The sequence below is a fragment of the Shewanella cyperi genome (assembly GCF_017354985.1).
Classification (GTDB): Bacteria; Pseudomonadota; Gammaproteobacteria; order Enterobacterales; family Shewanellaceae; genus Shewanella; species Shewanella cyperi.
This window is the reverse complement of the sequence record NZ_CP071501.1, coordinates 2797335-2817472: the sequence shown is the minus strand read 5'-3', so window position 1 is coordinate 2817472 and position 20138 is coordinate 2797335. Positions and strand designations below refer to the sequence as shown.

The 20138-nt window shown below is 48.1% G+C and carries 20 protein-coding genes and 1 other RNA gene; 10 read left to right on the top strand and 11 right to left on the bottom strand.

Features of this window, described 5'->3' with window-relative positions; translation table 11 throughout:
• Window positions 1–365 precede the first annotated feature (365 nt).
• Window positions 366–758 (bottom strand): PDDEXK-like family protein, encoded by a 393-nt coding sequence (locus JYB84_RS12270; protein ID WP_207320353.1) that lies wholly within the window; start codon window positions 756–758, stop codon window positions 366–368.
• A 470-nt stretch (window positions 759–1228) separates the two neighbouring features.
• Here JYB84_RS12270 and hsdR point away from each other — a divergent pair, with 470 nt between their 5' ends.
• Entirely contained in the window at window positions 1229–3670 is a 2442-nt protein-coding gene (gene hsdR, locus JYB84_RS12265) for an EcoAI/FtnUII family type I restriction enzme subunit R (protein ID WP_207320352.1), read from the top strand.
• A gap of 30 nt (window positions 3671–3700) precedes the next feature.
• On the opposite strand, the gene JYB84_RS12260 is transcribed toward hsdR, so the two are convergent.
• Entirely contained in the window at window positions 3701–4084 is a 384-nt protein-coding gene (locus tag JYB84_RS12260; RefSeq protein ID WP_207320351.1) for a hypothetical protein, read from the bottom strand.
• Between the two features lie 75 nt (window positions 4085–4159).
• Between JYB84_RS12260 and JYB84_RS12255 the strand changes: the two genes are divergently transcribed.
• Window positions 4160–4309, top strand: a complete 150-nt coding sequence (locus JYB84_RS12255) for a hypothetical protein (protein ID WP_207320350.1) — start codon at window positions 4160–4162, stop codon at window positions 4307–4309.
• Window positions 4310–4475: 166 nt separating this feature from the next.
• On the opposite strand, the gene JYB84_RS12250 is transcribed toward JYB84_RS12255, so the two are convergent.
• Window positions 4476–4883 carry a hypothetical protein gene (locus tag JYB84_RS12250; RefSeq protein WP_207320349.1) on the bottom strand — a complete coding sequence of 136 codons (408 nt, stop codon included), beginning with the start codon at window positions 4881–4883 and terminating at the stop codon, window positions 4476–4478.
• Window positions 4884–5131: 248 nt separating this feature from the next.
• On the opposite strand from JYB84_RS12250, the gene JYB84_RS12245 reads away from it, so the two are divergent.
• The 4 genes from JYB84_RS12245 (at window position 5132) to JYB84_RS12230 (ending at window position 10807) form a co-directional block, all read left to right on the top strand.
• On the top strand, window positions 5132–6607 hold the full coding sequence (locus JYB84_RS12245; RefSeq protein WP_207320348.1) for a type I restriction-modification system subunit M: 1476 nt from the start codon (window positions 5132–5134) through the stop codon (window positions 6605–6607).
• Window positions 6607–8457: a restriction endonuclease subunit S gene (locus JYB84_RS12240; RefSeq protein WP_207320347.1), complete on the top strand. Its 1851-nt coding sequence runs from the start codon at window positions 6607–6609 to the stop codon at window positions 8455–8457. Before JYB84_RS12245 ends, JYB84_RS12240 begins: the two co-directional genes overlap by 1 nt.
• A 23-nt stretch (window positions 8458–8480) precedes the next feature.
• On the top strand, window positions 8481–9761 hold the full coding sequence (locus tag JYB84_RS12235; RefSeq protein WP_207320346.1) for a hypothetical protein: 1281 nt from the start codon (window positions 8481–8483) through the stop codon (window positions 9759–9761).
• A gap of 92 nt (window positions 9762–9853) precedes the next feature.
• Window positions 9854–10807 carry a competence protein CoiA family protein gene (locus JYB84_RS12230; RefSeq protein ID WP_207320345.1) on the top strand — a complete coding sequence of 318 codons (954 nt, stop codon included), beginning with the start codon at window positions 9854–9856 and terminating at the stop codon, window positions 10805–10807.
• 304 nt (window positions 10808–11111) lie between these two features.
• Here the strand turns inward: JYB84_RS12230 and JYB84_RS12225 are convergent, their stop codons facing one another.
• From JYB84_RS12225 to smpB, 7 genes are all read right to left on the bottom strand, one after another.
• On the bottom strand, window positions 11112–11948 hold the full coding sequence (locus JYB84_RS12225) for a hypothetical protein (RefSeq protein ID WP_207320344.1): 837 nt from the start codon (window positions 11946–11948) through the stop codon (window positions 11112–11114).
• A gap of 521 nt (window positions 11949–12469) precedes the next feature.
• Window positions 12470–13072 (bottom strand): YagK/YfjJ domain-containing protein, encoded by a 603-nt coding sequence (locus JYB84_RS12220; RefSeq protein ID WP_207320343.1) that lies wholly within the window; start codon window positions 13070–13072, stop codon window positions 12470–12472.
• Window positions 13073–13371: 299 nt separating this feature from the next.
• Window positions 13372–13641: a helix-turn-helix transcriptional regulator gene (locus JYB84_RS12215; RefSeq protein WP_228290765.1), complete on the bottom strand. Its 270-nt coding sequence runs from the start codon at window positions 13639–13641 to the stop codon at window positions 13372–13374.
• Window positions 13642–13975: 334 nt separating this feature from the next.
• The gene (locus JYB84_RS12210; RefSeq protein WP_207320342.1) at window positions 13976–14830 is read right to left on the bottom strand and encodes a hypothetical protein; all 855 of its coding nucleotides are present in this window, start codon (window positions 14828–14830) and stop codon (window positions 13976–13978) included.
• A complete protein-coding gene (locus JYB84_RS12205; protein WP_207320341.1) occupies window positions 14827–16068 on the bottom strand; it encodes an integrase domain-containing protein in 1242 nt (413 codons plus the stop codon). The genes JYB84_RS12210 and JYB84_RS12205 overlap by 4 nt, the downstream gene beginning before the upstream one ends.
• Before the next feature lie 176 nt (window positions 16069–16244).
• Window positions 16245–16600: a transfer-messenger RNA gene (gene ssrA / locus JYB84_RS12200) on the bottom strand.
• 96 nt (window positions 16601–16696) lie between these two features.
• Complete coding sequence (gene smpB / locus JYB84_RS12195) at window positions 16697–17179, bottom strand: SsrA-binding protein SmpB (protein WP_207320340.1); 483 nt, start codon at window positions 17177–17179, stop codon at window positions 16697–16699.
• Between the two features lie 195 nt (window positions 17180–17374).
• On the opposite strand from smpB, the gene JYB84_RS12190 reads away from it, so the two are divergent.
• Together JYB84_RS12190 and JYB84_RS12185 are read left to right on the top strand one after the other, a co-directional pair.
• Window positions 17375–17809: an SRPBCC family protein gene (locus JYB84_RS12190; protein WP_207320339.1), complete on the top strand. Its 435-nt coding sequence runs from the start codon at window positions 17375–17377 to the stop codon at window positions 17807–17809.
• Window positions 17806–18141 (top strand): RnfH family protein, encoded by a 336-nt coding sequence (locus tag JYB84_RS12185; RefSeq protein ID WP_207320338.1) that lies wholly within the window; start codon window positions 17806–17808, stop codon window positions 18139–18141. The genes JYB84_RS12190 and JYB84_RS12185 overlap by 4 nt, the downstream gene beginning before the upstream one ends.
• A 94-nt stretch (window positions 18142–18235) precedes the next feature.
• Here JYB84_RS12185 and JYB84_RS12180 read toward each other — a convergent pair whose 3' ends face one another.
• Complete coding sequence (locus JYB84_RS12180) at window positions 18236–18724, bottom strand: outer membrane protein assembly factor BamE (RefSeq protein WP_207320337.1); 489 nt, start codon at window positions 18722–18724, stop codon at window positions 18236–18238.
• Window positions 18725–19044: 320 nt separating this feature from the next.
• Between JYB84_RS12180 and JYB84_RS12175 the strand changes: the two genes are divergently transcribed.
• Window positions 19045–19851 carry an SAM-dependent methyltransferase gene (locus JYB84_RS12175; RefSeq protein ID WP_407696036.1) on the top strand — a complete coding sequence of 269 codons (807 nt, stop codon included), beginning with the start codon at window positions 19045–19047 and terminating at the stop codon, window positions 19849–19851.
• A gap of 68 nt (window positions 19852–19919) precedes the next feature.
• A complete protein-coding gene (locus JYB84_RS12170; protein ID WP_207320336.1) occupies window positions 19920–20132 on the top strand; it encodes a hypothetical protein in 213 nt (70 codons plus the stop codon).
• Window positions 20133–20138: the final 6 nt, after the last annotated feature.

The following is a 20138-nucleotide window of genomic DNA, read 5'->3' as shown; positions in this document are numbered from 1 at the left end:
AGGGCAATGGACGCTATAGCTCTTAGGTCTCAGGAACAAAGTTGGTTAAGGACAAGCAACAGGGAAAGATTCCGATGGCAGAAGGGAGATATCTGATAGAACTCAGACTCAAGTGGCGTTGTTGATGATATAGACTCAGATCCGGCGGAGAGGTCACTGCTTCTATCGGCACAGGTCATCACAGCCTTGACCCCTGCCATATGGCTCGGCTGTCAATCGACCTTCCAGCTCCAGCTTCTTCTGATTTGGCTGTGCAACTTACTGAATAAATTGAATGCCTCGGATTTCAGATTTTATCCATGTATCTAAACGTGTATCCAAACAAGCCTGATCATGTCAATCAGGCCTGCTTGGCTGGAGTGGAATCAAATCTTCGCAAAGGCTGAGTTGAAGTTTTTGGGGTGCTGGTGGAATCGCACATGCCCTTTACGGTTGAGCTTTACCCGCCCTTGAAAAGGCGGCGTGATATAGCCCCAATTGCCAGGGCGGGAGAAGTAAAGCACATAGTCAATTTTATCCTTGGGCCACTGCGCGTCCACCAGCACATTTTCATCATTGGTTTGCAGTGATTTGACCTGAATTCGGTAAAACTGCAGCCCATCTGAAATGAGTAGGTCAGTCTTGCTGCCATGATCGGTAAGGGGCATAAAGACTTCCCAGCCATCAGCTTGAAGCCAAGATGCAGTCAACGTCTCATAGGATACACTTTTGAAAAACTGAGCGGTTTTTGGTGGGGTAGAGGTTTGTTTGATAGGCATAATTATGATCCTGAATAGATGCCCCCGTCGGCTCATGGCTGCTCAAACGGTGGCGAAAGCTCCCTTATGGGACGCTTTCAATCAGGATTCACAACTAAGCTTCTTGCTATAGTCCATGGCAAAGCGGCCAAGCCTGGATTTCGGGCTCTTCCCATACTCTCCATAAATGCCAATTCAGTCTCACACTGGTGAATCGCGGTTTGGTGTTCCGATTCAATCTAATTTGGCATTCTCTCTGAGTCAATTCTTTTCATTTGCCGCTTCCAAGTGATGACGTGTATTAATTTTCCCCATGAGTGGCTGCGCCCGGTCTACACGCATTCGCAATCGACTGCGCAAGCTGGTATTCACCTGGATAATCCTATCCCATTGTCTTAGGTCAAATAACTCAGGTTTACGGCTACCTGAGTCTGCAACTTTGTGCGAGAATCCAAACACATTCCAACCCATGGACGATAGTGGATGCCATCATGCACAAAGCCTCATTAACCGAAGCCGATATCATTTCCAAGTTCATCTTGCCGGCCGTCAAGCAAGCCGGTTGGAACGATATGACGCAAATCCGCCAAGAGGTAAAACTGCGTGATGGCAAGGTTATTGTGCGTGGTCAGGCAGCCGCCAGGCGGAAAGTAAAATCTGCCGATATTGTGCTGTATCACAAGCCCTCAATGCCGCTTGCGGTAATCGAGGCCAAAGCCAATAAGCACGAAATCGGCAAGGGGATGCAGCAGGGGCTGGATTATGCTGCCTTGTTGGAAGTGCCCTTCATATTTGCCTCTAACGGCGACGGTTTTGTCTTCCACGATAAAACCAATTCCTCGGCCCTCGAAACTACCATCACTCTGGAAGACTTCCCCACTCCGGCGCAGCTTTGGGACAAATACTGCACCTGGAAAGGCTACAAAACAGAGCATCTGCCGGTTATCACCCAGGAGTATCATCCCGACAGTAGTGGCAAATCACCCCGCTATTATCAACTGCAGGCCATCAACAAAACCGTAGAGGCAGTTGCCGCAGGACAGGACAGGGTGCTGCTGGTGATGGCAACAGGCACAGGTAAAACCTACACCGCCTTTCAAATCATCTGGCGTTTGTGGAAATCCCGCGCCAAAAAGCGGATCCTGTTTCTTGCCGACCGCAACATTTTGGTCGATCAAACCAAAACCAACGACTTTCAGCCCTTCGGTCCGGCCATGACCAAGGTTACCGGCAGAACCGTCGATCCGGCCTATGAAATTCATCTCGCGCTCTATCAGGCGCTCACCGGGCCTGAAGAACATCAAAAGGCCTACAAGCAAGTGGCACCGGATTTCTTTGACCTCATCGTTGTAGACGAGTGTCACCGTGGCAGCGCCGCTGAAGACAGCGCCTGGCGTGAAATACTCGAGTATTTCTCAGGCGCCACCCAAATTGGCCTTACCGCCACCCCAAAAGAAACCGACGAAGTTTCCAACACCGAATACTTTGGCGACCCGGTTTATACCTATTCTCTCAAGCAGGGCATTGAGGATGGCTTCCTTGCGCCTTACAAGGTGATCCGTGTCGATATCGATGTGGATGTGCAGGGCTGGCGGCCAAGCAAAGGTCAGCTGGATAAAGCCGGGCACGAAATCGAAGACCGTATCTACAACCAAAAGGACATGGACCGCACCCTTGTCATTGATGAGCGTACTGAGCTGGTGGCCAAAACCGTCACCCAGTATTTGAAGCGCACCGATCCCATGGCAAAAACCATCGTCTTTTGTAATGACATCGATCATGCCGAGCGTATGCGCCGGGCGTTGGTAAACCTCAATCCCGAACAGGTGGCTAAAAACGACAAGTACGTGATGAAAATCACCGGCGATGATGAAATCGGCAAGGGCCAGCTTGATAACTTCATCAACCCCAAAAAAGCCTATCCGGTCATTGCCACAACCTCCGAGCTGATGACCACAGGCGTGGACGCCAAAACCTGTAAGCTGGTGGTGCTCGACCAATCCATCCAATCCATGACCAAGTTCAAGCAGATCATCGGCCGTGGCACCCGTATCGACGATAAATACAACAAGCTGTGGTTCACCATTCTTGATTTCAAAAAGGCCACCGAACTCTTTGCCGATGAGCGCTTCGACGGCACTCCCGAGCGGGTTAAGCAGGTCAAGCCGGAAGACTTCGACACCGAAGAAGGCTTAAACGGTATTTCGGAAGATGATGTTGATTCGGCAGCTACAGACCCAGCTTCAATGTTTGAAGGCGAAGACATAGATGCCAACTCCATCCAGGAGCCTCCATCAAGCTATAAGCCTGACGCTGCACAAAACAACCAGGGCAAAGGCGATGACTGGGACAGCGAAGACAAAATTCGCAAATACCATGTCAACGGTGTGGCAGTAACGACCCTTGCTGAGCGGGTGCAGTACTACGATACCGACGGTAAACTGGTGACCGAGTCGTTCAAAGACTATACCCGCAAAGCCCTGTCCAGGCAGTTTGCCTCCATGGATGAGTTTGTCAGGCGCTGGCAAAGCGCCGAGCGTAAGCAGGCCGTGATTGATGAGCTGGCCAATCAGGGCGTGGTGTGGGAGCTGCTCGAGCAAGAGGTTGGCAAAGAGATGGACCCTTTCGACCTTATCTGCCATGTGGTCTACGACCAGCCGCCACTCACCCGCCGCGAGCGCGCCGAGCAGGTGAAAAAGCGCAATTACTTCACCAAATACTCAGAGACAGCCCAACAAGTGCTAAGCAGCCTGCTCGACAAGTATGCCGATGCCGGGGTGCAGGAGATTGAAAACCGTCAGGTATTGAAGGTGGCGCCCTTTACTGAACTGGGGCGCCCCATGGAGATTGTTAAAAAGGGTTTTGGTGCGCCTGCGGATTACGAAAAGGCCATCAGCGAGCTGGAGGCTGCTATCTATCAGTCAGCCGGCTGATGTTATGTCATTACGCTCTGCTGCTCAGGTTCAATCCAGCTCTGCCCGCGTGTCCAGCTCGGCAGAAAGCTGGGTCATAACCTCTGTTAATTCATCACTTAAACAAGGGTGGGGCACATAGCGGCTCTGAATATACCCAAGCTTTAACGCTTCATAACCCGGCTGCTGGATCAGCACTTCAAGGTATTTATCCAGCAACGCCTCGGGGGTAGTGGAGCGGCTTAGCTGCTTTTTTATTTTTCCTGCAAATTTGCGCTCTTCATCCGTATTACTCACGCCAAAATCGCCACAGTCGTCTACATAAAGTGCCTCGTAAACCAGTCCGGCAAAGTTCGGGATGCTCAGCTGTAACTTGTTCAATATTTCTTTAATTTGTTTTCGCTTTCGTCTTTGTTGCTCTTGCGCTGTCCCCATTTGTCCCCGGTCCCTGTGCGATTCTGTGCCTGTCTTAGCGAAGACACCCAATTAACTCAATATAAGGAATTGAACATGTCCAACAATAAAACCCCAATGACTCCTGAAGCCGCTGCTCGCATTAAGTCAAATGAAGCGAAGCAAAACGGTGGTAAGGTGGGTAAAGACTCGTTCTCAGCACGCGCCGATCGCGCGGCGGCAAAAAACCAAAAAGCCGGTAAATAAGGAGATAACCATGAAAGCCGTAGAATTTATCAAGCCATCATTACGTGCCAATAACCCAAACTACCCCAGCAAAACCGGTAATCCGTCCGGCCCGGGCCGTGGTAATACTCCTAAGCGTTAATCACTGCTGAACTGAAAAGCCTGCCATTTATGGTGGGCTTTTTATTTAACTACAGCTACGGGCGTAAGTCTCGAACAATACCTTAAAGCTGTTTGGATTTTTACTGGCCTCAGCGTAGCTGATTTTCTTTTGCGTCTTGGTCATGGCGCATACACAGCGCTCACGTTTATTCTGATAGCCACTGATGGTGTGCAGGTTATTGCTGGCATTAACGCAGCTGTCTAAAAAGGCATATTCCACTTCCAAGGGGTAGCGATCGGTATTGTCGTGCAGCAGGTGCTCTTTCCCTGTATGAATACCAAAGGCCACGCCAACGATAATGGTTCCAGTGGCAAGCCATTTGCGCTTTGAAAAGGTAAATCCCTTATAGTCCTTCTCGCACTTGATGCAGCGGATTTGTTCGGCCTGTTCTATTTCGTTGTCGTGTTTGCAGTGGGGGCATTCAATAATCATTGCTCACTCTCGTCCCTGTTAATGAGTTGTTGTGGCGCGCATTTAAGCACAAAGTTTTACCCCTTGCACAGGCTTTGTGGCCGCGATAACCAGATTTTGTGAAGCCTTGCGTTAACCGCTTGCTGCAAGCTGATTTTTTAATCGCCAAGCTTCTGCTGTGTATCCCCAAATTCGAGTCTGCATCAGTGTACTGCCGCCACTATTTTGCTACTATCCCAAGCATTTTCAGGTATTCAGAGATTTCATTTATGTCCATCAGTTCCGTTATTAAATCCATCCAGGACATCATGCGCAAAGATGCCGGCGTCGATGGTGATGCCCAGCGCCTCGGTCAGCTTTCATGGCTGCTGTTTCTCAAGATATTTGATGCCCAGGAGCAGGAACTGGAATTTGAGCAGGACGACTACCGCTTACCCATCCCCAGCGAGTATCTGTGGCGTAACTGGGCCGAAGACAAAGAAGGCATTACCGGCGATGAACTGCTGGAATTCATCAACAACGAGCTGTTTGTAGACCTGAAAAACTTAACCGCCCCCAAAGACACCAACCCCCGCGGTTATGTGGTTAAAGAAGCCTTCAGCGATGCCTTCAACTACATGAAAAACGGCACTCTGCTGCGCCAGGTGATCAACAAGCTCAACGAGGTCGATTTTACCGACTCCAGCGAACGCCACCTGTTTGGCGACATCTACGAGCAAATCCTGCGCGACTTGCAAAGCGCCGGTAATGCCGGTGAGTTCTATACCCCTCGCGCCGTCACCAAGTTTATGGTCAATCGCATTAACCCACAGCTTGGCGAAAAAATCATGGACCCGGCCTGCGGCACCGGCGGCTTTCTCGCCTGCGCGGTCGAGCACCTTAAAGCCCAGGTAAATACCGCCGCCGAGCATCAGTTACTGCAGCAGCAAATCCACGGCGTTGAGAAAAAGCAGCTGCCGCACCTCCTGTGTACCACCAACATGCTGCTGCACGGCATCGAGGTTCCGGTGCAAATCAAACACGGCAATACCTTAAGCCAGCCGCTATCCAGCTGGGATAACGATGTCGATGTCATCATCACCAACCCGCCCTTTGGCGGCACCGAAGAAGATGGCATCGAAAAGAACTTCCCGGCCGACATGCAAACCCGCGAAACCGCCGATCTGTTCCTGCAGCTCATTATCGAAGTCTTGGCTGACAAGGGCCGCGCCGCAGTGGTCCTGCCGGACGGCACCCTATTTGGCGAAGGCGTTAAAACCAAAATCAAAAAGCTGCTCTGTGACAGCTGTAACCTGCACACCATAGTGCGCCTGCCAAACGGCGTGTTTAACCCCTACACCGGCATCAAAACCAATATCCTGTTCTTCACCAAGGGAGCGCCCACCAAAGACGTCTGGTTCTACGAGCACCCCTATCCGGACGGCGTTAAAAATTACAGCAAAACCAAGCCGATGAAGTTTGAAGAGTTTGAAGCCGAAATCCAGTGGTGGGGCGACGAGGCCGACGGTTTTGCCGCCCGGGTCGAGAATGAGCACGCCTGGAAGGTCAGCATCGACACCCTTATCGAGCGTAACTTCAATCTCGACATCAAAAACCCCCATGTCGGTGAGGTCGAAAGCCATGACCCAGATGAACTGCTCGCCCGCTTTGCCGCCCAGCAGCAGGAGATAAGCGCGCTGCGCACCCAGCTGAAAGACATTCTCGGTAAGGCGCTCAGCTCCGGCACTCAAGGAGAGTTCAACTGATGTCAGTCGAGAAGCTTATAACTGCGAGCGCCATGGATGGCGTGAATGTCGATCATGCAGGAGCAATTATCGACCATATCGATATCTGGACTTCTGCTATTCAAGCCAAGTCCGCCTCCGGCCGTGGCAGTGGCAAGAAAATCGATCTTTACGGTATCAAAAAGCTGCGCGAGCTGATTTTGGAGCTGGCCGTGCGTGGCAAGCTGGTGCCTCAGGATCCAACGGACGAGCCAGCGTCTGAGCTGCTTGAGCGGATTGCTGCTGAAAAGGCGCAGTTGGTGAAAGAAGGCAAGGTCAAAAAGCCCAAGGCGTTGCCAGAAATTGGTGAAGACGAGAAGCCGTTTGCGCTGCCGGAGGGATGGGAGTGGTGTCACTTTCAGTCTCTAAGCTCATATATTCAACGAGGCAAAGGACCATCGTATGCTGACTGTGGTGTGGTCAAGGTGGTTTCTCAGAAGTGTATTCAATGGTCAGGTTTTGATATTTCACAAGCGAGATTCATTGAGGACTCTTCATTAGGTGGTTATCAAGAAGAGCGTTTTTTACAATCAGGCGATTTATTGTGGAACTCCACGGGAACGGGTACCGTAGGTCGAATAAATGTGCTGAAGGATACACTTGGCGCAAAGATCGTTGCCGACTCGCACGTCACTGTAATTAGGCCATTGGGCGTTAGTTCGGACTTTTTAAAGTGTTATGTTGCAGCCCCTGGCATTCAAAGTAGAATAGAACCGGATCATGAGAAATCTCTCGTATCGGGTTCGACCAAACAAGTTGAATTGAATACCAGTTCAGTTCTTACACTTCTACTACCAGTTCCCCCCCTCGAAGAACAACACCGCATCGTCGCTAAAGTCGAAGAGCTGATGGCGCTATGCGATCAGCTGGAGCAGCAAACCGAAGCCAGCATCGAGGCCCACCAGCAGCTGGTCACCGTCCTGTTGGATTCGCTAATAAATTCTGCTGCCGATGACTTCATGGCCAACTGGGCCCGCATTAGCGACCATTTCGATACCCTGTTTACCACCGAAGCCAGCATCGACGCCTTAAAGCAGACCATACTGCAACTGGCGGTCATGGGTAAGCTGGTGCCCCAAGCCAGCCGCGAGGCGAGAAACAGTCCCGACTATGAACCCGCCGCCAAGCTGCTCGAGCGCATCGCCGCCGAAAAAGCGCGTTTGGTGAAAGAGAAAAAAATCAAAAAAGACAAACCGCTCCCCGCCATCACCGAGGACGAGAAACCCTTCCCCATACCTGAGGGTTGGGCTTTTGCATATATGCAAGATCTGTGTTCACTGATAACAGATGGTACTCACCAGACGCCAAAATATACAGATAGAGGGCGTCCATTTGTTTCGGCACAGTGTGTAAAACCATTCAGATTCATGCCGGAATTTTGTCGCTACGTATCTGAGGAGCATTATCAATTATATATTAAAAGTCGGAAGCCTGAATTTGGGGATATTCTATTGTCTCGTGTTGGTGCAGGTATTGGGGAAGCGGCTGTTATTGACACTGACTTGGAGTTTGCAATATACGTAAGTACGGGACTGCTTAAACCCCATAGGAATGCGGTTTATTCCAAATACCTCGCTATTTGGCTCAACTCACCTATCGGCCGGGGCTTCTCAGAGAGAAATACTTTAGGTAAAGGAGTATCACAAGGGAATCTAAATCTTTCTCTTATAAGAAGTTTTTTGGTTAGTTTCCCTCCACAGAAAGAACAAAAAGCCATTGTAGCTAAAGTCGATGAACTAATGGCCATCTGCGACCAACTCAAACAACGCCTCAGCGACAGTCAGCAAACCCAGCTCAAGCTCACCGATGCGATTTTAGAACAGCACGTATAGAAATAAACATGTTGGAATAAATAATGAATGACATAATTTCAAGTTGGTTAAAGGATAATCAAGTTAAAGTCACCAGTCCAGTGATTGGGGCATTTTTAAGTGCTTGGCTATTATTCAACTGGGACAAGTTCTTGTTGTTGTTCTGGGGCGATGAAAGTCTCAGTGCAAGGTTGCAAGCGTTTCAAGATTCAAATAGTTTTTCTGACTATCAGTTTTGGCTTTGGCCATTTGTAGCCGCTCTTATCTATGTTTTTGGGCTCCCATATTTAAATGTAATCACCCAAAAATTCAGGCGACATGCAGAGTTGTTGAGGTATAACGAAGTAGTAGATACTGATATAGAAAAGGAAAAGAAGCTTTTTAAATTAAATGAAGAAAGGTACAAGTCTAATCCGGATAATGACTACATCGGTCGAAAAATAAAAGCCGATATAGAACAAAAGGAGTCTGAAGCTAAGAAAGTAGCTGCTGATGCTGATTCTTCTAGGGCTGAAGCAGAAGCTAAATCTGCACTAGCAGAAAAGGCTAAAGCGGAGGCTGCTAAAGCTGAAATGGAGCTGGAAAAGCAAAGGCTTGTGGATGAGCGTGAGAGACAAGCTCATGAACGAGCAAAAGCGTTTCATGATAACCAAATCATATCAGCTCAATTTCCAACGCTATATGAATATCTTGAAAATATGTCAGAAATACTGGTGAATGATGGTGTTGTGTTAAAAGTTGAGATCATGAGGAGAGCAATTGAAATTGCGTTCGGATTCGATTCAAAAAGTTCAATATTAAAAGACAAGGGTTTTAATTTAAATGCGCTGAAAGACTTGTCGGTTGTTATTTATGATCATGAATATTTTCTCTCGGAACTACAGGATTTAGTGGAGTCTGATAGCACTATTTCTATAGATGAAAACCAGCTGTTTGACTATCTAGTTACATTGTTTGAAACTGTTGAGCATTGTAGATTAATATCTAGCGAATCCTTAGAGGATGAAGCCATTTCATATTTCGAAGATAACCAAGTTGATGTTTTTCAAAGTGATGGTCTTAGTGGGCCCATGGCTGAGACAAATGCCTATTTCGATGAGATCAGTGACTATCAAGTGAATTCGGTCAATTTCAACGTGTCATTGAATCGCTGGGAAGCCGAGATGAGCTGCGTTGTTTCTGGTACGAATCATGAGGATAAGATGTTTTATGGTGATAGTATTCAAACATCGTTGATTGTTGCTTTTCCGATTGTATTGGGTAATAACGGCGCTGGAACGCCTTTTATCACGGATGTAAGTGGAAGTGTCATCCATCCTGATTAAAGGCACTTGTGATTTTGTGCATACAGTAACTAAGCGTAGACGGTGATAGGCATTCAGAATAACAGGACTTAAGCGTGCTAAGGATGGCAGAGATGAAATTTGGCGTACCCTTCGGAAAGGATGAAGCGACCGGCGACTGGAAAGATGTCGCCGAGGTTGAGCGTGGTCTGGCGTGTGGCTGTATTTGTCCCTCCTGTGGTTTGCGCTTGTCTGCCCGCCATGGCGATGAGCGCGAATGGCACTTTTCCCACCATACCCGCAATATCCCCAAAGAAGAAATAGTCGATTGCGAGTACTCCTTTGAAGTGTCGCTCAGGATGATGGCGCACCAGCTGCTGAATGAAGGCGCCGGGTTAACCGTGCCTGAGTATCTCATTCACGTCACTGTTCCCCCGGTGTTGCAGCACCGCTTCAAGCCTGAAGTTAAGTGTGCCAAAGAGGTCGTTTTAACCCCGGCAATGGGGAAGCTGACCGTGGATGCCGACTTTATGGGGCACAAGGTTGATGCTCTGTATGAATTCCCTGAGGCGTCATTGATAGTGTATTTCGTGTACCAGGGGCGCACTTTCCCGATAGAGAAACGTCTGCTGCGGCAAATGGGCGCTGGTGCGATACTGTTGGACCTTGAGGTCTTATCCCACCACTTTTATCGTGACCCCATGGCCGAAGGGGGCGTGCTTGGCAGTGCTAAAGCGCAGCTGCTGGGCTGGCTCAACACCGGCACTCGGGCAAAGTTTTGGCTATACCATCCCAGAGAGGATGAACGCCTCGCCAAAAAGCATCAACTGATTGATGCAGCGCTTGAAGAGCAGAAATTAGTTGGCAGCCCAACACCTGACGATGTGGAGTTGGGAGACCTTTTAGCGGCTGTGACAGAGCACCATACAAAAGCCTCTAGTATTGACCCCAACAAGCTGGTGCGCTGCAAATGTGTTTGTGGCAAGGAGTTCACCGGTTTTAAAGGTAAGGCCAATGCCTGCCCGATTTGCTGTACTCACCTCTACGTGACTCAGAAGCGTTTTCTCAGCCAGGATTCCGGGTATTAACGGGCGAACACGTTAAAGGGCAATGCCTTCCAACAATACAAAGATGGCCTTGGTGACATCATTTGCCTCTACATCGCCGCCCGGCATCAACTGGGGTTAACCGAGCTGCTTTCAGCAACCCCTTTGGAGGCCATCGTTAGCCCGATTACATTGTGGTGTAGGGCATTTTTAGGACTGCTGGCTTAAAATTGCCTAGATTGAAAGTTTTCAGTGGTACATGCAGCATCACAATGAACAGCCTTTTAAACGTTAGCGTGAGTTTTGAGCAGCATTAGTCTTGACTAATGCACTTAAATAATTCATATCACTTTTTCAATTTCGCCATTTTGTCCGAAAGGTCAAATGGAATTGGGTCCCCGTCCAAATGGCTCATTTCTTCCCAACAATCTAGGGAACATACAGGTTGAATTGGTTTGGAGAGGTTAGGCAAGGCATTGTTGATGCTTATTATCGATCTCAAAAACTCTATTTCTAGCTTTTTATTTTTTTCCTCAAAACTCGATAAAAGGTAGTTTCCTTTTTCATCAGTTAAAAGTCTTTTCATTTGCAGATTAATCATGTAGCTACTAAGAGATTTTTTATAACTATTGATTAGGAGGAATAGCTTTTCTGCGGTTTGTTTGTTAGTAATTTTAGTTAGTTGTTCAGAAAGGATTCTTCGCCGCTCTCTAGGACCGTCAAACCACTCGCTTTTATATTCGTCTGTCCATATGAATGCAGTTTTATCATGTTTTTCTCTCTCATTATTCAAGTCTTCTTCAGTTTCGTAACTTATATTTATGTCATTATATTCAGTTGCAATTTTTAGACATAGATCATCCTTTTGGGTATTGGCAAGTTTTGTCTTAATTTTATCTGCTTCATTTAGAACTTGTTGCAAAGTCATTCCATGAAGCGAAATCCTAATTTCTGCACCTGGAGAATCTTTGCTTGCCAGCCCCCCACTCTTGTAGGCAATGATTAGATCAAGAGCCGATAAAAATGAATGTCTCTGCTTATCGTTAAGCGATAACGCAATAGATGAAACTGACTGTTGAAATGATTGGTCATCATGTCCATTAATACTGTTGAACTGAGAACAAGCGGTGAGCTGTGCATATGTAATGATTACAATAAAAAGCAATTGAATTCTCTGATTCATTATGGGCCTTCCTTGTTGGCAAATGGCATAGCTTATTTCATAGCAATAAGCATAGTAAAGATTGATGGATTTGCAGTTTATTACAATCGCCAATGATGTTGTTGAGTAAATCAAAGCCCCAGAGGCAAAGGAGTTGGTGCCTTTTGATTTAGCAAGTATTTTGCCTGATGGGCATTTTTATCGGCAGGCCGAAGCTTCGCTAGCCTAGGTCATACGTCTTTAAGGCGCAATTCCAGGCTTGTCAGTTACTTGTATAGGTGTTGAGATCTTGCTCATTCAAAAGTGGTTAGGTGACAGCACCATTAAAAGTTACCTAGTTTTACCTAGTTGTAACATCCAGATTTCACTACCTTTTGGCATCCATTTTGGTCCGATGACTGTGCTTGCTGTCCGTTTTTAGAGTGTCGAAAACTCCGGGGCAATTCCAGCATTGAGCATCCTGAATTCGACTTCATTTTGTACCTTAAAATTTCAAATTACTGGTGGCTTGGAAGATGAAAAAGGGCCACCAGCAGAGACCGTTATGAGAACAGCGCAGGTGAGCTGGGGGCATACTGCCATCCAAGCTTTGGTTTTATTCGGCTGCGGCCGTAGTTGTTGGTGTATGTCGGGTTACGGTCCTTGTCTTTGGCCTTTGCGAAGTAACTCAGCCGAAAAAGCAGTTTAGCCAGGGTATGCTGATCACTGCGTTTGATGTTGTAGTAGGGACTGTCTGGTACGTACAGCGTACCACTCATGTCCTGCCAAATTTGTCGACAAATTTCCGTTATTCTTTGAGGATGCTGGACCAATTTGCCATCCAACAGTAGCAGTAGGTGGTAGTGTTGCCCTTGGCCAGTAACCTGCTCCCGAACCCACACATAGCCAATATACTTAAAACCGTATCGTGTATTGAGCTGTTTGCTGAGTCTGCGTATGAAGGTCGTCATGCGCTGATTATCTGCGGTAAAGCTGGGCTGGTGGAGATCATAGCGCACTGCAAACAACCGGCTGTGATAACAGAGAAATGCAAACACCTGGTCAAACATGGCCCGCAATATATGTGGGTAAAAACCTGACGGCTTGTTGTTCACCTTCCAATACAGATCGCCACCAGGAAAATAGTCTGAATGTGAAATGCCCATTCTTGAATGCCTTCCATGCAGTGGCTATTTTGAGAAGGATCCTGGATCTCGATTGATAAAATACGATCTAAGATCTGCGGCCTAGATAATATCAATTACCCCCTTTGGCCTGAGGCACAATGCACTGCTAGAATTAATGCTCGTCAATGGGTTACATAGGATCTGTGGCACAATATTCGGGGTAAAAAACCAGTAGTTGTTTCCTTTGCTGTATGAGCAGGGGTTTTAATGACCATTGCTGTACGTCAGCTATGCCCATGACAGGGACTGTCCTTGTCCCCATTCATGGCTGATCATGGTCATTTGCGTAGTTCAGCCCATAACCTTTGACGTTCCTCCAGTAAGTATTGATTTAAATCCACCAGCAGTTCATCGCATATGCCTGCAGCCATTGCCACCATAAGCTGGAGAATTTCGCTTTCGAGCCAACCTACTGCGCGACACCCCAGTTGAAATGGTGGTAGCAGTAGGCCGGCGTTGATCCTTTCATGCACGGTGCTCTTACTGAGCCCTAGCAATGCCATCACTTCGGGCTTCCTAATGATTCGGTCGTTTTGAGACATTTTCATACGTTTTCCCCTCTTATTGGACCGTGAAAAAGTTCACACCTGGGATAATCGGAGAATGAGAACGCAGAATCACGGATAAAAAATCACAATTTTTCGCTGTTTTTACACTTGACTTGTCGGTGTGATTATGGGTGTTGGGTTCGGCGGGTTATTCAACAAGAGGCTGATGTTATTAACATCTTATTTCTGTTGGATACTGCAGTGCTTTCTCTACAGGCTAAATCCAAAGGCGTGAACTGTAACGGCTAATGGATTGCTGCTTTAAAAAGTTAAAATTATTGTGCTACTAAGCGGTACATCCTGATTTAGTAGCACTGCGCAAGATTTTTCAGACTTAAAAATCAAGACGTGACTGAAACTCCCAGTAAATGGGGGAACCATCTGCCGCATGGACCTTCAGGATGTTATCGGGCAAATTATCCGGGTCTTTTATTTTATGGGCTGGAATGGTCCGACAATAAGACATAGTGCCATCGGGGTGGTGGATGGTATTGACTGGAAACCGTATGCAATCACCAGTTTTCAAATCTTCACGGATGGCTTCCTTATACCACTGCTCCATTTTGTCAGGGTCAGGAGGTTGGCTACCCGGAGCATCTGAACTTTCCACCATGATTGCCACAAATTCAAAAAATTCATCTGGCAAAGAACCTTGGCCTTCAGGGTGTACCCTGTACCAGGCATCAATCAGTATGCCAAACATCCTTTCTTTTCCGCTGGTAATTTTTTTCTCCATGATGATGTCCCCAAGCTGCACTAGTGAGCGGCTGGTTCTTTGGGCATGGTATATCTCAATTGCCTTTATGTTTCTTAAGAGGCCGCTTGTTAAATTGCTCAATATCTGTGCAGATTCGTCATTTTCCAAACTTGGCCAATCTTGAGAAGTGGTACTTAGATACCCTGGATTGCCATCACGCTGTAGTTGTTGGTGAATGTGAGCCAGATCAGCTGCTATTCCTGGTTCATGTGTAAGAAGCCTGAGGTACAAATTTAATGTGTCTTCGAACTTTGATTTGATGTCATCAAGATATTTGTGCGCTTCGGACATTTCGCCCTTGGTCAAAGGATAGGCGCGCACCTTTGTTTTAAGCCGGTCATTTTCGACATCATCTGTGAATCCAAGGCTGTGCAGTCTTTCCCTGTCAACTGGTGCAATGTTATGTTTTCGCAATTTTTGCCGATTGTTCATATGGCCCTCAATTTGGCTTGTGGGTAAGGGATTGTCCGAGTTCCTCTGGCAACTTCCTGAATGAAATTACTCCACCAGCACATCATTTCTCGGCGCCTTTCAAGGTAAGACGCGCGATTGTAGGCGCTACGTACCTGATTCTTGTCTGTGTGGGCCAGTGCAGCTTCTACCACGTCCCAATCGAAGCCTTGTTCATTGAGTGTGGTACTGGCCAAAGCTCGCAATCCGTGGGCAGTGGTTCGGCCCTGCAGTCCCATACGCTTTAAGGCCATGTTGGCAGTTTGCACATGGGTGTGGGTTTTGGGATCTATATCGGATGGAAAGACGTATTCCCGATGACCGCTCAAGGGTTTGATCGTTGCCAAAATGGCCATGGCCTCATCGCTGAGCGGAATTACATGTTCGCGGCGCATCTTCATCCGTTCGGCCGGGATGGTCCAAAGCCTTGCTTCTTCATCAATCTCTGCCCATCTGGTGCCGGCAGCTTCGTTGGGGCGGGTCATGGTATGCAGTTGCCAGAAGATCAGGCCGCGGGTGACCTTTTTGATATTGGCTTCGCTGAGGGCGTGTAGCAGCAGAGGCAGTTCAGCAGGGGAAAGCGCGGCCATGTTTTGCTTCTTGGGCTTTTTGAACGCTGCTTTTATCCCGGACAAGGGGTTCGCGTGGATCAGCCCGGTGTTCACCGCATAGGTCATGATTTCATTGATACGCTGGGTGAGCCGCTTTACGGTTTCAAGGCTGCCCTTGGCCTCAATGGGTCGCAGCATTTTTACTACCTGAGGGGCACTGACTTGACTGACAGGCAGTTTGCCCAGTGCCGGCAATACATGCAGCGCCAATGAGTTCCAGGTGGAATTGGCGTGTGCTTCAGTGATGTCGTCTTTCTTTCGCTCAAACCAGTCTGCCGCGACCTTCTCAAAGGTATGTTCTTCAATGGCGGCTTTTGCTGCAGCGTCTTGGTCTCGCTGCTGTTTGGGGTCAATGCCTTCCGCTAGCAGTTCCTTGGCTTCCAGCACTTTTTTGCGTGCCTGTGCCAGAGAAACTTGGGGATAATTGCCAAGGCTGAGGTTTGATCGGGTTTTTGTGTGTGGTTTGGTGTAATTAAACAGCCAGAGCTTTGTGCCAGAGGGGGTGACCCTTAACCTGAGCCCATCCCCGTCGAACAGAAGATATTCACGCTCTTGAGGCTTCGCGTTCTTGACTGCTGTATCACTGAGCTTGGTTGTCATTCTGGCCATTTTAGGTACACGGCATTGGGTGAATTTTATCCAGTGTACCTATTCGTGTACCTTTGACAAGCGGTTTTCTTCGGACTAAAACGGACAGTAAAAGACGCTGATTTTCTGTAAGTTATTGATTTTATGTTTTTAAGGACAAGAAAAAAGACGTCCTAGGACGTCTTAGTTCTGGTTTTTGGTGGAGGCGGCGGGACTTGAACCCGCGTCCGAAAAACCTACGCTCAAGGCGCTACATGCTTAGTCTTTCTATTGTTTAACCGCTCGAACTCCGAAAGACAGGATTCCTAACGGTGAGCCTGGAACTGTTTCGCGGTTCACCCCCAGACAAGGTTCCCTCGCTAGCACTATGTAAGGTGACCATCAAATCCACTGCCCATGTGCGAGACCTGTGGTAGATGGCTGGCGCTAATTAAGCGGCCAGAGCGTAGTTATCGTCGTTTGCAACTATAACTGTGCGGCTTTTTACGAGGCCAACCGCCCCTCGGCATGCTCCCGGAGTTTCGCGAATCCCGTCGAATCCAGAATCGCCCCCAAGATGGTTTGATTGTACTCCCATGGCGCCCGGTTTACCAAGGCATTATTTGGCAGTACCAATCAACTGTTTGTTTTACGTTCGAAAATAAACAGCTTATTTGTTCTTCATGACACGGGCTTTTTCGATGGCCCACTCGCGCTGTTTGGTGTCTTCGCGCTTGTCGTGTTCTTTCTTACCTTTACCCAGACCTATCTCTACCTTGACCCAGGCGCCTTTGCGCCAGTACATGGAAATCGGCACTATGGCATAACCCTGGCGTTCCACCAGGCCGGCGAGGCGGTCGAGTTCCTTGCGATTGAGCAGCAGCTTGCGCGGCCGGGTCGGATCGCAGATCACATGGGTGGATGCCGTGTTCAGCGGGGTGATGTGGCAGTTGTGCAGGAAGGCTTCACCGTTTTTGAGCAGTACGAAGCTGTCCGACAGGTTTATCTTGCCGACACGGATGGATTTGACTTCCCAGCCCATCAGGGACAGGCCGGCCTCGAATTTTTCGTCGAAACGGTATTCAAAGGTCGCGCGTTTATTTTTCGCGATTTGCGCCGGAGTGGCGGATTTTTTGGAGTTTTTCTTTACCATAGGCCGGCTATTATACCCACGGGCCGCCAATTTGGAATTGCCAGACCGGGATTATTTAGTGGCTTTGCGAGGTGCGGTTGCTTGTTGTTGCATTTTTGTCCGCCGATAAACGGCTTTAATCTTGCAGGATCTTAGGGCTGGCGTGGTAAAATTCCGCACCTAAGTTTTAAGCGCAGAAGAGTGAAGTCAGGACGGATGCCGAAAATCTCCCGCAGTGTGCTGGTCAGGTTCAGCGCCAAACAGATGTACGAACTTATTAATGATGTTGAATCATATAAGGAATTTCTTCCAGGCTGTGTTGGTGGTCGGGTGCTGGAATTTGACGGTCAGACCATGTTGGCTTCGGTTGATGTCAGCAAGGCCGGCATAAGCAAAACCTTTACCACCCGCAATCAGGTCGTACCGGACAGGCAGATCAGTCTGCAGCTGGAAAATGGTCCCTTCAAACATTTGACCGGTCACTGGCGTTTTACCGAACTTGCGGAAGATGCCTGCAAGGTGGAGTTTGAACTGGATTTTGAGTTTTCCAACGGTCTGACCGAGTTGGCATTTGGCAAGGTTTTTAAAGATTTGGCCGCGTCCATGGTGACTGCGTTTACCAGTCGGGCAAAGGTGGTATATACCCCATGAGTAATGAACAAGAACAATTTCCGGTCGATGTAGTGTATGCCTTACCGCAACAGCAGAAAGTGGTGCATATCATGGTGACGCCGGGCACCACCTTTATTGAGGCTGTGCGCCAAAGTAATATCTGTGCTTTCTTTCCCGAGATAGAGCTGGAAACGGTAAAGCTCGGGGTATTCAGCCGAATAGCCAAACATGATGAGGTATTGCAACCGGGGCAAAGGGTGGAAATCTACCGGCCACTGATTGCCGATCCCAAGGATGTGCGGCGCAAGCGGGCGGAAAAGGCCAAGGACGAAGGCCGGGCCAGTAAGGTGACTGGCGGCCGGGTTTCCTGATACTTTTTTAGTTATTCCTCTACCCCAGGAACAGAATCCAAATAAAAAAGCGCCCTTGGGCGCTTTTTTATTTATTGATTTGACTAATCAGCTATCAGAATTTTTTCATTGGCTTAGGCGCATTATTTTTTTCTTGTACCAGGGGCTTTTCATCGCCTCGGGCGGCTGGTACCAGAGGCTCACCCACATCCTGACTAGTTGTAGGTAAGCTGCTTTTTTCCAGCGGCGTGTTAAATTCAGGGCTCAGCTCATAGTCACCATCGACCTTGGCCAACTTGCCATCAACGAAGCGCAGGATCAGCTCTTTGTGAATGATACTGGCGTCACGACCGCTCTTGAAGTGGTACACGTAATACCAGGTGTCATCGGAAAAACTGTCCCGCAACACAGGACGTCCGAGCACATATTCAGCCTGCTCTTTGGTCATGTCGATACGCAGCTTTTCAACCTGCTGGGTTTCCATATAGTTGCCTTGCGGCACATCCGGCTTGTACACCAGCCAGTCAAATGCACTGCAGGCGCTCAGGGACAGCGAGAGCGCAACGGCCCCCAACAGGGTCAGACTTTGCTTTTTAATCAACATTATTCAGGCTACTTCCATAAAAACTGCCGGCCATCATACCCAAGCTATGGGTTAACTGACAAGCGCCGGCATTATCTGGCGGTCAATTTAGGCATTCGACTCCCGTGAGGGCGCCGGGTTCCACTGTGGGGTGAAAAATAGTCTTCATACTAATGATGGATAAATGTGGTTCTACGAGGCCAAAGTACATTAAAGATTCAGAATTTGTGGAACTTGATTATTCATTGTGGCAGTTTGAAAATTTGTCCGCTTGGCCGATTGCTAACTGGGGTTAACATCGTATACATCTATGGCAATGTTTGCCTGAAGTTGGGAAGGATATCCAGGTGATTAAAAATGGCTCTTTGGTATGTGTGGGAACGGGATTGAAACTTGCGGGGCAGGTTAGTGTGATTGCCAGGAGCTATCTTGAACATGCTGATGTTGTATTTAGCTTAATGCCCGATGGTTTTCATCAGCGCTGGGTTGAAGGGCTTAATCCCAATGTCGTTAATCTGCAACAGTTTTATGGCAGGAATGGTGAGGTCAAGAATCGTCGTATCACATACCGACAAATGGTTGCAGCCATGCTTGAACAAGTCCGGAATGGCAAAAAAGTAGTGGGTGCATTTTACGGTCATCCCGGTGTATTTGCTTGCGTACCCCATATGGCAATTCAACAGGCTCGTGAAGAAGGTTTTGAAGCTTTGATGGAGCCCGGGATTTCAGCCGAGGCTTGCCTTTGGGCTGATCTCGGTATTGATCCCGGTACCTCTGGCCATCAAAGTTTTGAAGCCAGCCAGTTTATGTTTTTCAGACACGTTCCAGACCCAAGTTGCCATTTGTTGCTTTGGCAGATAGCTTTGGCAGGTGAGCATACGCTCACTCAGTTTCATACCTCGTCTGATAGGTTGCAGGTGCTGGTGGAGCAACTTCAGGAATGGTATCGCCCTGAACATGAAGTGATTATATATGAAGCTGCAAACTTGCCTGTTCAGGCGCCCAGAATTACTCGAGTGCCCTTGAGTCAGTTGCCTTGGGTAAAATTAACGCCGGCAAGTACCTTATTGATACCTCCGGCGAGAAAGCTGGAGTACAACATGGAAGTGCTGCAACGTCTTGGGTTAACCCCGGGGGATTTGGCCTGATAAATTGTGCTCCGAAGTGAAGCAGATTTTTTAAACCATGCTCTTATCAACATAAAAGGAACTGTATTATGTCAAAGTTAACGGACTTTCTAAAAAAGTTGGGTGAGGATGCTACCCTTTTAGAGGCGTACAAAAAAGATCCTGAAGGTGTCATGCGTCAGCATGGTCTGACGGATGAAGAGATCGCCGCCATTATGGCCGGAGACATGCAGAAACTAAAAAGTTTGACCGGCGATGCGGACTACCAGATGTTTGTGGTTATAAATCACGGGAATAATTAAAAATTG

Bases quoted from the DNA above. Each gene is read 5' to 3' on its own strand.
- JYB84_RS12270 (WP_207320353.1), bottom strand. From the start codon at position 758: ATGCCTATCAAACAAACCTCTACCCCACCAAAAACCGCTCAGTTTTTC.
- hsdR (WP_207320352.1), top strand. From the start codon at position 1,229: ATGCACAAAGCCTCATTAACCGAAGCCGATATCATTTCCAAGTTCATC.
- JYB84_RS12260 (WP_207320351.1), bottom strand. From the start codon at position 4,084: ATGGGGACAGCGCAAGAGCAACAAAGACGAAAGCGAAAACAAATTAAA.
- JYB84_RS12255 (WP_207320350.1), top strand. From the start codon at position 4,160: ATGTCCAACAATAAAACCCCAATGACTCCTGAAGCCGCTGCTCGCATT.
- JYB84_RS12250 (WP_207320349.1), bottom strand. From the start codon at position 4,883: ATGATTATTGAATGCCCCCACTGCAAACACGACAACGAAATAGAACAG.
- JYB84_RS12245 (WP_207320348.1), top strand. From the start codon at position 5,132: ATGTCCATCAGTTCCGTTATTAAATCCATCCAGGACATCATGCGCAAA.
- JYB84_RS12240 (WP_207320347.1), top strand. From the start codon at position 6,607: ATGTCAGTCGAGAAGCTTATAACTGCGAGCGCCATGGATGGCGTGAAT.
- JYB84_RS12235 (WP_207320346.1), top strand. From the start codon at position 8,481: ATGAATGACATAATTTCAAGTTGGTTAAAGGATAATCAAGTTAAAGTC.
- JYB84_RS12230 (WP_207320345.1), top strand. From the start codon at position 9,854: ATGAAATTTGGCGTACCCTTCGGAAAGGATGAAGCGACCGGCGACTGG.
- JYB84_RS12225 (WP_207320344.1), bottom strand. From the start codon at position 11,948: ATGAATCAGAGAATTCAATTGCTTTTTATTGTAATCATTACATATGCA.
- JYB84_RS12220 (WP_207320343.1), bottom strand. From the start codon at position 13,072: ATGGGCATTTCACATTCAGACTATTTTCCTGGTGGCGATCTGTATTGG.
- JYB84_RS12215 (WP_228290765.1), bottom strand. From the start codon at position 13,641: ATGAAAATGTCTCAAAACGACCGAATCATTAGGAAGCCCGAAGTGATG.
- JYB84_RS12210 (WP_207320342.1), bottom strand. From the start codon at position 14,830: ATGAACAATCGGCAAAAATTGCGAAAACATAACATTGCACCAGTTGAC.
- JYB84_RS12205 (WP_207320341.1), bottom strand. From the start codon at position 16,068: ATGGCCAGAATGACAACCAAGCTCAGTGATACAGCAGTCAAGAACGCG.
- smpB (WP_207320340.1), bottom strand. From the start codon at position 17,179: ATGGTAAAGAAAAACTCCAAAAAATCCGCCACTCCGGCGCAAATCGCG.
- JYB84_RS12190 (WP_207320339.1), top strand. From the start codon at position 17,375: ATGCCGAAAATCTCCCGCAGTGTGCTGGTCAGGTTCAGCGCCAAACAG.
- JYB84_RS12185 (WP_207320338.1), top strand. From the start codon at position 17,806: ATGAGTAATGAACAAGAACAATTTCCGGTCGATGTAGTGTATGCCTTA.
- JYB84_RS12180 (WP_207320337.1), bottom strand. From the start codon at position 18,724: ATGTTGATTAAAAAGCAAAGTCTGACCCTGTTGGGGGCCGTTGCGCTC.
- JYB84_RS12170 (WP_207320336.1), top strand. From the start codon at position 19,920: ATGTCAAAGTTAACGGACTTTCTAAAAAAGTTGGGTGAGGATGCTACC.